Origin of the sequence: Pseudescherichia sp. L3 (assembly GCF_024656065.1) — a bacterium.
Lineage (GTDB): Bacteria > Pseudomonadota > Gammaproteobacteria > Enterobacterales > Enterobacteriaceae > Pseudescherichia.
Map to the genome: position 1 here is coordinate 467,998 of NZ_JANKYC010000001.1, position 12,173 is coordinate 480,170.

12 protein-coding genes are annotated in these 12,173 nt (G+C 59.8%); 6 read left to right on the plus strand and 6 right to left on the minus strand.

The window, feature by feature from the left end:
• Positions 1 to 12 precede the first annotated feature (12 nt).
• Positions 13 to 1,008, plus strand: a complete 996-nt coding sequence (gene pgl / locus NR795_RS02315) for a 6-phosphogluconolactonase (protein WP_257756967.1) — start codon at positions 13 to 15, stop codon at positions 1,006 to 1,008.
• Between the two features lie 57 nt (positions 1,009 to 1,065).
• Here pgl and NR795_RS02320 read toward each other — a convergent pair whose 3' ends face one another.
• From NR795_RS02320 to bioA, 5 genes are all read right to left on the minus strand, one after another.
• Positions 1,066 to 1,401 carry a HigA family addiction module antitoxin gene (locus tag NR795_RS02320; protein ID WP_238083828.1) on the minus strand — a complete coding sequence of 112 codons (336 nt, stop codon included), beginning with the start codon at positions 1,399 to 1,401 and terminating at the stop codon, positions 1,066 to 1,068.
• Positions 1,401 to 1,679, minus strand: a complete 279-nt coding sequence (locus tag NR795_RS02325; protein WP_257756970.1) for a type II toxin-antitoxin system RelE/ParE family toxin — start codon at positions 1,677 to 1,679, stop codon at positions 1,401 to 1,403. The genes NR795_RS02320 and NR795_RS02325 overlap by 1 nt, the downstream gene beginning before the upstream one ends.
• A gap of 141 nt (positions 1,680 to 1,820) precedes the next feature.
• Positions 1,821 to 3,104, minus strand: a complete 1,284-nt coding sequence (locus NR795_RS02330; protein WP_257756972.1) for a putative acyl-CoA thioester hydrolase — start codon at positions 3,102 to 3,104, stop codon at positions 1,821 to 1,823.
• Between the two features lie 111 nt (positions 3,105 to 3,215).
• Positions 3,216 to 3,692 (minus strand): kinase inhibitor, encoded by a 477-nt coding sequence (locus tag NR795_RS02335; RefSeq protein WP_144813411.1) that lies wholly within the window; start codon positions 3,690 to 3,692, stop codon positions 3,216 to 3,218.
• A 52-nt stretch (positions 3,693 to 3,744) separates the two neighbouring features.
• Entirely contained in the window at positions 3,745 to 5,034 is a 1,290-nt protein-coding gene (bioA, locus tag NR795_RS02340; protein WP_257758261.1) for an adenosylmethionine--8-amino-7-oxononanoate transaminase, read from the minus strand.
• Between the two features lie 85 nt (positions 5,035 to 5,119).
• On the opposite strand from bioA, the gene bioB reads away from it, so the two are divergent.
• Genes bioB through bioD form a run of 4 tightly spaced genes read left to right on the plus strand, consistent with a single transcriptional unit; the run spans position 5,120 to position 8,768 of the window.
• Positions 5,120 to 6,160: a biotin synthase BioB gene (bioB, locus tag NR795_RS02345; protein ID WP_257756975.1), complete on the plus strand. Its 1,041-nt coding sequence runs from the start codon at positions 5,120 to 5,122 to the stop codon at positions 6,158 to 6,160.
• Positions 6,157 to 7,314: an 8-amino-7-oxononanoate synthase gene (bioF, locus tag NR795_RS02350; RefSeq protein ID WP_257756976.1), complete on the plus strand. Its 1,158-nt coding sequence runs from the start codon at positions 6,157 to 6,159 to the stop codon at positions 7,312 to 7,314. Before bioB ends, bioF begins: the two co-directional genes overlap by 4 nt.
• Positions 7,298 to 8,053, plus strand: a complete 756-nt coding sequence (bioC, locus tag NR795_RS02355) for a malonyl-ACP O-methyltransferase BioC (protein ID WP_257756977.1) — start codon at positions 7,298 to 7,300, stop codon at positions 8,051 to 8,053. The genes bioF and bioC overlap by 17 nt, the downstream gene beginning before the upstream one ends.
• Positions 8,046 to 8,768 (plus strand): dethiobiotin synthase, encoded by a 723-nt coding sequence (bioD, locus tag NR795_RS02360; protein WP_257756978.1) that lies wholly within the window; start codon positions 8,046 to 8,048, stop codon positions 8,766 to 8,768. The genes bioC and bioD overlap by 8 nt, the downstream gene beginning before the upstream one ends.
• Here the strand turns inward: bioD and NR795_RS02365 are convergent.
• Complete coding sequence (locus NR795_RS02365) at positions 8,710 to 9,432, minus strand: ABC transporter ATP-binding protein (RefSeq protein WP_257756979.1); 723 nt, start codon at positions 9,430 to 9,432, stop codon at positions 8,710 to 8,712. The genes bioD and NR795_RS02365 overlap by 59 nt on opposite strands.
• Positions 9,433 to 10,144: 712 nt before the next feature.
• On the opposite strand from NR795_RS02365, the gene uvrB reads away from it, so the two are divergent.
• Entirely contained in the window at positions 10,145 to 12,166 is a 2,022-nt protein-coding gene (gene uvrB, locus NR795_RS02370) for an excinuclease ABC subunit UvrB (RefSeq protein WP_154057303.1), read from the plus strand.
• Positions 12,167 to 12,173: the final 7 nt, after the last annotated feature.

Below are 12,173 nucleotides of genomic sequence, written 5' to 3' on the forward strand. Positions count from 1 at the left end.
CAAGGAGAATTTATGCAGCAAACCGTTTATACCGCCAGCCCCGAGAGCCAGCAGATCCACGTCTGGCGTCTGAACGACGAAGGTGCGCTGACTCTGGTGCAGGTCGTTGACGTCCCGGGCCAGGTGCAGCCGATGGTGGTTAGCCCAGACAAGCGCTTTCTCTATGTTGGCGTGCGTCCGGAGTTTCGCGTGCTGGCCTACCGCATCGCACCGGAAGATGGCGCGCTGACCTTTAACGCAGAAGCGCCGCTGTCCGGTAGCCCGACGCATATCTCCACCGATCGCCAGGGCCGCTTTCTCTTTACCGCCTCCTACAACGCGGGCAGCGTCAGCGTTACCCCGCTCAATGACGGCCTGCCGGGCGAAATTACTGCCCTGGTGGAGGGGCTGGACGGGTGCCACTCGGCCAATATCTCCCCGGATAACGCCACCCTGTGGGTACCGGCGCTGAAGCAGGATCGTATCTGCCTGTTTACCCTTGGCGATAACGGCCAGCTTACCGCGCAGACCCCGGCTGAAGTGACCACCGTTGAAGGGGCCGGTCCGCGCCATATGGCGTTCCACCCGAACCAGCAGTACGCCTACTGCGTTAACGAACTCAACGGCTCGGTAGACGTGTGGCAGCTTAGCAATGCCCACGGTCAAATCGAGTGCGTGCAGACCCTGGATATGATGCCTGCCGACTTCGCTGATACCCGCTGGGCGGCGGATATTCACATTACGCCGGACGGACGTCACCTCTACGCCTGCGACCGTACCGCCAGCATCGTGACGATCTTTAGCGTCTCGGAAGATGGTAGCGTGCTGGCCGTAGAAGGCTACCAGCCGACCGAAACCCAGCCGCGCGGCTTCAACATCGACCACAGCGGTAAGTACCTGATTGCCGCAGGGCAGAAGTCGCACCATATCGCGCTGTATGCGATTCAGGGCGCGCAGGGTCTGCTGGAAGAGAAGGGCCGTTATGCCGTCGGGCAGGGGCCGATGTGGGTGGTGGTGCACGCACACTAACGGGTTAGCACCGTAACGCCGGGCGGCACTGCGTTTGCCCGGCCTACACGAATAACGCTATTGCGGTTTGGTCGGCCCGGCAAGCGTTGCACCGCCGGGCGACTTCTCATTTCTGTCGCCATACAGGACAATACGGGATGTATCGATCTGATTTTCGAGCTGGCGAAGATCGTAAGCACTCTGCAGGCGCAGCCAAAATTCAGGTGTACTGCCTAGCGCGGCAGCAATACGAATTGCCAGCGAAGGCGTTATGGCGGTTTTGCCAGCCAGAAAGCGCGATACCGTAGCGGGAGTTACACCGATATTAAGCGCAAACCGACGACCACTAATGCCCAGTTCCTCTAACTCTCTAGCGATAATTTCGCCCGGATGGGAAATTTTAAACTGTCTCATTAGTGATAATCCTCATAATTCAAAATATACGCATCCCCGTTAATAAATTGAAATGTGATGCGCCAGTTTGCTCGCACTGTAATTGACCAGTAGCCCTCGCGCTCCCCTTTCAACGGGTGCAGCTTATAGATCTGACGGTTCAGCTCGCCAATCTCGTTGGCCGTGTCGATAGCCTGCAGGCGGTCATTAATTCGCTCAGCATCCTGTGCTGGAATTCCAGAAACAATCCCCTTTTCAAAAAGTTGTTTCAGCCCTTTGTGTTTGAATGACGTGATCATGATCCTATCCCTGTTACATGACGTGTAATATTCTAGATCGGTGTTACACGACGTGCAATACCTAAAAGGATAGAAATGGGAGAGGTTACGTTCAGACTGAGTAGGCCCGGCAAGCGTTGCGCCGCCGGGCGTTAAGGCGGGTTACTGCTTCGGTGCTTCGACAACCTGGCTACCTACGCCGCGGTTGTTGAACTCCCACATGCGGTTAAAGCTGGCGTCGTTCAGGTTACGTGTGACGTTGCCTTTATCGTCCACCGCGCCGGTGTTGCCGGAGAACGGACGTTTAGACACGGCGGCATCGCCCCAGGGTTTGGCCATGTTGAAGCCTTCGTTGATCACGCTGTCGCGGATCACCACCTGGCCGTTGGTCGCCTGATCAACGTCCATCGAGCGGCCGAGCTGGGCTACGCCGTCACTGGCCGCGGTAAAGCGGCTGTTGGTAGCCAGGAAGCCGTAGAAGATATTAGAGAGCGTAGCCGGGGCAAAGACGTAGGCTTCCTGCTGGGTGCGGGAGTTCACTACGCGGAAATCGGTGTTATCAAAGACCACCGCGCCACGGCCAGCAACGATATCCACATCGCCCTCAACGTAGCTGTTGGTGACCAGGGTACGGGTCTGACGATCGTTCCGCAGGGTGTTATCCACGCTGCTGTTGGTCACGAAGAAGGTGTTCTGGCGACCCAGAATGTTGACGTTGTTGATCTGTACCTTATCGCCATCGCTGCGCAGGGCCACGGCCTGGTGGTTACCGGCATCAACGCTGTCGCCAAGGTTGTTCTCAATGGTCAGGTTCTGCAGCTGCAGACCGTTATTCTGCGACCAGAAGACCGCTGAACACATCACGCCTACGCTGGCGCTGCCTTTACGCTGGCAGGTATCAAACATATACCACGCCGGTTTACCCGGCATATATTTCCCGCCTGGGTTAACCAGACGACGCCAGCTGTTGCCATCAATTTCGGAATCCACGGCCAGGCCAATCTTCACCTCGGCGGCTTTGTCGCCGGTACCGTAAATCGTCAGGCTGCCCGGTGCAGCGGGAACAAATACGGTGCCTTCATACTCACCCGGCAGAACGGCAATGTACTGGCGTTCGCTGGTGTGCTTGTTGATGGCTGCATCAACCGCCGCCTGGATAGAGGTGTGCGTCACGCCCGCGGTGCCCGCCGGGCCAACAACGAAGGTCGGCTGTGCAGGCAGACGAATAGCGGACGGGCTCCACGGGGCCGCGTTCTGATCCATCGATGAGAAGTAGTGAGCTGGGACAAAGTTCTGCGCTTCGTTAGCAGACAGCACCGGACGCGCTGCGTTACCGGGGGCGGCCTGCGTGGAAGGACGCTGATCCGGCGGCGTTGAGCTGCAGGCAGTCAGCGTCACGCCAAAAGCCAGGGCCAGCGTCAGACGGGAAACCGAAAATGTGTTCAAGAGGTACTCCAGACGTAATAGTTAAATAAGTTGCTATCAAGCCTGCTTTTTTATACTAAGTTGAGCGAAACGGGAAGCCGATTGTGTGAATCGGCTTCAATATCGTGTTGATTAGCTATAAAGGGCGGTGATCGATGCACGATCGAGAGAGTGAAAGTGGATATTAAATCCAACCATCGCCCCGCTGGCATCGGCATCGACGTCCAGCTTCTCTACGTCCAGGGCGTGAACGGTGAAGATATAGCGGTGGGTTCTCCCCTTCGGCGGTGCCGCGCCGCCGTATCCGGCCTTACCGTAGTCGGTGCGGGTTTCCAGCGCGCCCTCGGGCAGTGGAACCAGCGACGAGCCGGATCCCTGTGGCAGCACGCGGGTATCGGCAGGCAGATTGACCACCACCCAGTGCCACCAGCCGGAGCCGGTAGGCGCGTCGGGATCGTAGCAGGTGACGGCAAAGCTTTTGCAGCCCGGCGGCACCTCGTCCCATGCCAGATGCGGCGAAATATTGTCGCCTTCGTAGCCCATGCCGTTAAAAACATGGCGATTATGTAGCTTTTCGCCCTCGCGAATGTCCTGGCTGATAAGTCTCATTGTCGTTCCTCTGTGAGTGGTCAACCCTAAGGCTAGAATAGCCCGTGCGTTCTCAGGGCGCAAAATGTGCGGGATGAGCCACCGCCGCCAGCACCGCGTCCGTTAGCTTACTGAGCTGTTCCGGTGAGATAACATAGGGCGGCATCAGGTAGATCAGCTTGCCAAAGGGGCGGATCCACACCCCCTGCTCGACAAAAAAGCGCTGCAGAGCGGCCATGTTCACCGGCTGGTGGGTTTCGATTACGCCAATAGCTCCCAGCACCCGCACGTCGGCCACCGTCTCTGCGGCTCTCGCCGGAGCCAGCTCGCGTTTCAGCTGCGCCTCGATGGCGGCAACCTGCACCTGCCACTCGCCGCGCGCTAGTAGCTCAAGGCTGGCGTTCGCCACTGCGCAGGCCAGCGGATTACCCATAAAGGTCGGGCCGTGCATAAAGCAGCCTGCTTCGCCGTTGCTAATGGTTTCAGCCACCGCGCGGGTGGTGAGCGTCGCCGACAGGGTCATCGTTCCGCCGGTCAGCGCTTTGCCGAGGCAAAGAATATCCGGAGTAATGTCCGCATGCTCGCAGGCAAAGAGTTTGCCGGTACGGCCAAAGCCGGTGGCGATCTCATCGGCGATCAGCAGGATCCCCTCCCGGTCGCACATCCGGCGGATGCGCTTAAGCACCTCTGGATGGTAGAGGCGCATCCCGCCCGCGCCCTGCACAATCGGCTCGAGGATAACGGCGGCAATCTCATGGCGATGGGCGGCCATCAGGCGGGCAAAGCCCACGATATCCCGTTCGTCCCACTCGCCGTCGAAGCGGCTCTCCGGCGCGGGGGCAAAGAGGTTGTCCGGCAGGTAGCCTGCCCACAGGCTGTGCATGGAGTTATCCGGATCGCAGGCCGACATCGCACCAAAGGTATCGCCATGATAGCCCCGGCGGAAGGTCAGAAAGCGACGGCGCGACTCCCCCTTTGCCTGCCAGTATTGCAGGGCCATCTTCATCGAGACCTCTACCGCTACCGAGCCAGAGTCGGCCAGGAAGACGCACTCCAGCGCCTCGGGTGTCATTGCCACCAGCTTACGGCAGAGCGACACCGCCGGGGCATGGGTAATGCCGCCAAACATCACGTGCGACATCGCCTCGATCTGCGTTTTCATCGCTGCGTTGAGGTGCGGGTGGTTATAGCCGTGGATGGCCGCCCACCACGAAGACATGCCGTCCACCAGCTGCTCGCCGGAAGCAAGCTGAAGCTCGCACCCCTGCGCAGACTGTACGGGATAGACCGGCAGCGGGGAGGTCATGGAGGTATAGGGGTGCCAGATATGGCGGCGGTCAAAGGCGAGATCGTCCTGGGTCATAATCGACTTGTAAACCAAATTAAAAAGATTTAGGTTTACGATCATAACCCAAACATGAACTCATTTCACCTTTTGGAGAAGCCCCATGGCTCACCACGCACGCTGGACACTGTCGCAAGTTACCGAGCTGTTTGACAAACCGCTGCTCGACCTGCTGTTTGAAGCGCAGACCATTCATCGTCAGCACTTCGACCCTCGCCAGGTTCAGGTCAGCACCCTGCTGTCGATCAAAACCGGGGCCTGTCCGGAAGATTGCAAATACTGCCCGCAAAGTTCGCGCTACAAAACCGGGCTGGAGACGGAGCGCCTGATGGAGGTGGAGCAGGTGCTGGACTCGGCCCGCAAGGCTAAAAACGCCGGGTCGACCCGCTTCTGTATGGGCGCAGCGTGGAAGAACCCGCACGAGCGCGATATGCCTTATCTGGAGCAGATGGTGCAGGGCGTCAAAGCGATGGGCCTCGAAGCCTGCATGACCCTCGGCACCCTTGACGAAACTCAGGCTCAGCGGCTGGCGTCGGCGGGGCTGGACTACTACAACCACAACCTCGACACCTCCCCGGAGTTCTACGGCAACATCATTACCACCCGTACCTATCAGGAGCGTCTCGACACCCTCGATAAGGTACGCGACGCGGGGATCAAGGTCTGCTCGGGCGGCATCGTCGGCCTGGGCGAAACGGTCAAGGATCGCGCAGGCCTGCTGCTGCAGCTGGCTAACCTGCCGACGCCGCCGGAGAGCGTGCCGATCAACATGCTGGTGAAGGTCAAGGGCACTCCGCTGGCGGATAACGACGACGTCGACGCCTTCGACTTTATTCGCACCATCGCGGTGGCGCGTATCATGATGCCGACCTCGTTTGTGCGCCTCTCCGCCGGTCGCGAGCAGATGAACGAGCAGACCCAGGCGATGTGCTTTATGGCCGGGGCCAACTCCATTTTCTACGGCTGCAAGCTGCTTACCACCCCGAACCCGGAAGAGGACAAAGACGTTCAGCTGTTCCGCAAGCTTGGGCTGAACCCGCAGCAGACTGACGTGATGACCGGCGATAACGAGCAGCAGCAAAAGCTGGAGGAGCAGATCTTTAACGCCGACACCGACCAGTTCTACAACGCGGCGGCACTATGAGCTGGCAGCAGCGCATCGATACCGCGTTAGCGACCCGGCGGGCCGCCGACGCCCTGCGTACGCGCCGGGTGGTCGAGCAGGGCGCGGGGCGCTGGCTGACGGTGGGCGACAGCCGCTACTGCAACTTCTCCAGCAATGATTATCTTGGCTTAAGCCAGCACCCGGCTATCGTGCGTGCCTGGCAGCAGGGAGCGGAGCAGTACGGCGTGGGCAGCGGTGGCTCCGGGCACGTCAGCGGCTATACCCGGGCGCATTATGCTCTGGAGAGCGAGCTGGCGGAGTGGCTGGGCTACCCTCGGGCGCTGCTGTTTATCTCCGGCTTTGCCGCCAACCAGGCGGTGATTGCCGCCCTGACCGGCAAAGAGGATCGCATCGTGGCGGATAAGCTCAGCCACGCCTCTCTGCTGGAAGCCGCCAGCTTCAGTCCGGCTCAGCTGCGGCGCTTTGCTCATAACGACGTCAGCCAGCTCGCCGCGCTGCTGGATAAACCCTGTGACGGCCAGCAGCTGGCGGTGACCGAAGGCGTCTTCAGTATGGATGGCGACAGCGCGCCGCTGGCCGCTATTGCCGAGCAGGTACGCCGCGCCGGGGCCTGGCTGCTGGTAGATGATGCCCACGGCATCGCCGTCACCGGTCATAAAGGGCGCGGTAGCTGCCAGCAGCAGGAGGTGAAGCCCGAGCTGCTGGTGGTCACCTTTGGCAAAGGCTTCGGCGTCAGCGGCGCGGCGGTGCTGTGCAGCGAGGCGGTTGCCACCTACTTCGAACAGTTTGCTCGCCATCTGATCTACAGCACCTCTATGCCTCCCGCCCAGGCCGTGGCCCTCAGCGCCGCGCTGAGCGTGATCCGGGGAGAGGAGGGCGACCAACGCCGGGCGGCGCTCGCCGGGCTCATTCAGCGCTTTCGCCATGGCGCAGCGGCGCTGCCGGGGCGCATCACCCATTCCCAAAGCGCCATCCAGCCGCTGATCGTTGGCGATAACAGCCGGGCGCTGAGCCTGGCGGAGCGCCTGCGACAGAAAGGGTGCTGGGTGACCGCTATTCGTCCTCCCACCGTCCCCGCAGGCACGGCGCGCCTGCGTCTGACCCTGACGGCGGCCCATCAGCCCGAGGACATCGATCGTCTGCTGGAGGTCCTGCATGAGTCTGGTGAATAAGCGTGCGGTAGCAGCGGCCTTTGGCCGGGCGGCACAGAGCTACGACAGTCATGCTCAGTTGCAGCGCCAGAGCGCGGATCTGCTGCTGGCGAAGCTGGGTGAACGCAGGCCTGCAAGCGTGCTGGACGCGGGCTGTGGGCCGGGCAGCATGAGCCGCTACTGGCGGGACGCGGGGGCTGAAGTCACCGCCCTCGATCTCTCCCTGCCGATGCTCAGGCAGGCGCAGAGTCAGCAGGCCGCCCAGCACTATGTTGCAGCGGATATTGAGGCGCTGCCTCTGGCCGACGCCCGGTTCGATCTCGCCTGGAGCAACCTTGCTGTGCAGTGGTGCAACGATTTAGGCCAGGCGCTGAAGGCGCTGCATCGCGTCGTGCGCCCCGGCGGGGCGGTGGCCTTTACCACCCTGGCGAGCGGATCGCTGCCGGAGCTGCACCAGGCCTGGCAAGCGGTAGACAGCCGACTTCACGCAAATCGATTTTTAGCAGAAGAGACGCTGGCGGAAACCGTTAGCGCCTGGCGCGGCCAGTGGGGCATTGAGCCTGTCACGCTGGCCTTTGACGATGCCCTGGCGGCCATGCGCTCGCTAAAGGGCATCGGCGCGACGCACCTGCACGCTGGCAGGCATAACACGCCCCTGACCCGCGGTCAGCTTCAGCGCCTGCAGCTGGCGTGGCCGCAGCAGCAGGGCAGATGCCTGCTGACCTATTCACTTTTTTGGGGAGTTATTGAACGTGACTGAACGTTACTTTGTTACCGGCACGGATACGGAAGTAGGGAAAACGGTAGCCAGCTGTGCGCTGTTGCAGGCCGCCGCCCAGGCAGGATGGCAAACCGCAGGCTACAAACCGGTCGCCTCGGGCAGTGAGATGACGCCAGAGGGACTGCGTAACAGTGACGCGCTGGCCCTGCAGCACAACAGTACCCTGGCCCTGCGCTACGAGGCCGTGAACCCGTATACCTTTGCTGAGCCCACGTCGCCGCACATCGTCAGCGCCGCCCTCGGACAGCCTATTGAGGCCGAAACGCTCTCGGCAGGGCTGCGCATGCTGGAGGCGCAGGCGGAGTGGGTGCTGGTAGAGGGGGCCGGGGGATGGTTTACGCCGCTCTCAGAAACCCTGACCTTTGCCGACTGGGCTACTCAGGAGCAGCTGCCGGTGATTTTAGTGGTGGGCGTTAAGCTTGGCTGCATCAACCATGCGGTACTGACCGCCCAGGCGGTGCAGCAGGCCGGGCTGCGGCTGGCGGGCTGGGTTGCTAACGATGTGGTGCCGCCAGGACAACGCCACACTGAGTATCTGGCAACGCTTAAGCGCATGCTGCCCGCGCCGTTCCTCGGGGAGATCCCGTGGCTGGAGAACGTCGCGCCTGAGAGTGACATCGGCCACTGGCTCGATCTCAGTGCGTTAGGTTCGGCGTCATCCACTGGGAAAGCAGCGGATCGTCCAGCTGTGTAACGCTTCCCTGGGCCACGTTGCGACCCTGATGCAGAAGATAGAAGCGGTCAGCGACGCGGCGTACAAATGTCAGGTGCTGCTCCGCCAGCAGGATAGTCATGCCGAACTCCTGGTTCAGGCGCACCAGCAGGTTACCCAGCTTATGGACAAAGGCCTGACCCAGCCCGCGGGTTGGCTCATCCAGGATCAGCAGGCGCGGACGGGTCACCAGCGCCCGGGCCAGCGCCAGCTGATGCTGGTTATCCTCTGATAGCCCGGCGCTCTTAACCTGGCGCAGGGCATACAGTTCGGGAAAGAGATCGTAGATATCCCGTGTCACCGCGCTCCCTGGCTCGCCGACCGCTAGCCAGGCGATCTGTAAATTCTCCTCCACCGTAAGCTGGGAAAAGATCCGCTTTTCCTGCGGTACGCAGGCAATGCCCATCGCCGGACGATCCTCCATCTTTACCTGCAACAGGTTCAGCGGGGCCGCCCCGACCTCCTGCCAGGTCATGCTGCCGCTCTCCACAGGCAGATAGCCAGAGATGCAGTTGACCAGCGTCGTTTTCCCCATACCCGGCAGCCCCATTACGCAGGTGCAGGTGCCCGGGATAAGATCGAGATCGACATTCCAAAGCGTATGCCGATCGCCGTAATAATAATTCACTGCACGTAAGCTCAACATCGGTTTATCTCCCGGACCTGGTCTGTAAATGATATGTTGCAAAAGCCTTGCCAGAAGCGTGTTATGCTCTGTTTTTCAGAGCAGGATGACGAAAAAACGCTAAATTCCTCTTTTCCACCGGTCTGCCTGATTGCATCTGCACGCTGTTAGTGCTAGATGCAGGCGGATCTGATTTTTGGTGGTGCAGTCACGTCGGAATGCGATAAAAAATGGTGGGAAAATTTTTTTACCTGCGTGCCGTTTCGCAAAATGCGATTTTCGCTGAGTCACAGGGGGTACGGGCTGGCGACAGTTATCCACTATTCCTGTGGATAACCTTGTGCATTAGAGTTAGAAAACGCGTGCAAAGCGAGAGAACACGCGGCTTAGGCATGAATTGATGCGAAACGCGGCTTTTTAGATAACTATTATAAAATCAATACGTTAAATAAAAGCAATGCGTGTAAGAAAAGTGTCATCCACTGACACAAAACTTTCACCACCCGACTTGACAAATGTTAAATCGCAAAAAGTTCTGGGGATAAGATATTTTTTTTAGTTTTTAATTCTGCGCCAGACGCAAATTTTCCTTACGGCACTTGAAATTGCCTTATCTAACACAGATATTCCTATCTGCCACTGGGTTTTCATCCAGTATAATTTATTGGCAAAATCCGCCGCCGCGAGTAAAATTACTCACCTGCCCGCTCATTCCTTCATCAGGTAGCCATTCATGAGTAAACCATTCAAACTGAATTCCGCTTTTCGTCCCTCTGGCGATCAGCCAGAAGCCATCCGCCGCCTGAAAGAGGGGCTGGAGGACGGACTGGCGCACCAGACCCTGCTCGGGGTAACCGGTTCAGGGAAGACGTTTACCGTTGCCAACGTGATCGCCGATCTACAGCGGCCGACGATGGTGCTTGCGCCGAACAAAACCCTGGCGGCACAGCTGTATGGCGAAATGAAGGAGTTTTTCCCGGACAACGCCGTGGAGTACTTCGTCTCCTACTACGACTACTATCAGCCCGAAGCCTACGTGCCGAGCTCCGACACCTTTATCGAGAAGGATGCCTCGGTAAACGAGCACATCGAGCAGATGCGTCTCTCGGCAACCAAAGCGCTGCTGGAGCGCCGTGACGTCGTGGTGGTGGCTTCGGTGTCGGCTATCTACGGCCTCGGCGACCCCGATCTCTACCTCAAGATGATGCTGCACCTGACCATTGGCATGATCATCAACCAGCGCGATATTTTGCGCCGCCTGTCGGAGCTGCAATATACGCGTAACGATCAGGCCTTCCAGCGCGGTACCTTCCGCGTGCGCGGCGAGGTGATCGATATCTTCCCGGCGGAGTCAGACGACGTGGCGCTGCGCGTTGAGCTGTTTGACGAGGAGGTTGAGCGCCTGTCGCTGTTCGATCCGCTGACCGGCCACGTTGAGTCCACTATTCAGCGCTACACCGTCTATCCGAAGACCCACTACGTGACCCCGCGCGAACGCATCGTGCAGGCGATGGAAGATATCAAGGTCGAGCTGGCGGACCGGCGTAAGACGCTGCTGGCCAACAATAAGCTGCTGGAAGAGCAGCGCATTACCCAGCGCACCCAGTTCGATCTTGAGATGATGAACGAGCTGGGCTACTGCTCGGGCATCGAGAACTACTCCCGCTACCTCTCCGGGCGCGGGCCGGGCGAAGCACCGCCGACGCTGTTTGACTACCTGCCTGCCGACGGCCTGCTGGTGATTGACGAGTCCCACGTCACCATTCCGCAGATTGGTGGCATGTACCGCGGCGACCGGGCGCGTAAAGAGACGCTGGTAGAGTATGGTTTCCGCCTGCCGTCGGCACTGGATAACCGTCCGATGAAGTTTGAAGAGTTCGAAGGGTTAGCCCCGCAGACCATCTATGTCTCAGCGACGCCGGGCAACTACGAGCTGGAGAAATCCGGGGAAGAGATTGTCGATCAGGTGGTGCGCCCCACTGGCCTGCTTGACCCGATTATCGAAGTCCGCCCGGTGGGTACCCAGGTGGACGATCTGCTGTCGGAGATCCGCAAGCGCGTCGCCATTAACGAGCGCGTACTGGTCACCACGCTGACCAAGCGCATGGCCGAGGATCTTACCGAGTATCTGGAGGAGCACGGCGAGAAGGTGCGCTATCTGCACTCGGATATCGACACCGTTGAGCGTATGGAGATCATCCGCGACCTGCGTCTGGGCGAGTTCAACGTGCTGGTGGGCATCAACCTGCTGCGCGAGGGGCTGGACATGCCGGAGGTGTCGCTGGTGGCGATCCTTGACGCCGATAAAGAGGGCTTCCTGCGCTCGGAGCGCTCGCTGATCCAGACCATTGGCCGTGCGGCGCGTAACGTGAACGGCAAGGCCATCCTCTATGGGGATAAAATCACGCCGTCAATGGCGAGGGCCATCAGTGAAACCGAGCGGCGTCGGGCGAAGCAGCAGGAGTACAACGAAGAGCATGGCATTACGCCGCAGGGCCTGAATAAGAAAGTGGTCGATATTCTGGCGCTGGGCGAGAACATTGCTAAGACCAAAGCCAAAGGACGCGGTAAGTCCCGTTCGCCAGTGGTGGTGGACGAGTCAGAGCTGGCGCTGACGCCGAAGGCGCTGCAACAGAAAATCCACGAACTGGAGGCGCAGATGCTACAGCACGCGCAGAACCTGGAGTTCGAAGAGGCGGCGCAGCTGCGCGACCGCCTCCATCAGCTTCGCGATCTCTTTATTGCCGCCTCCTGATCTGCCT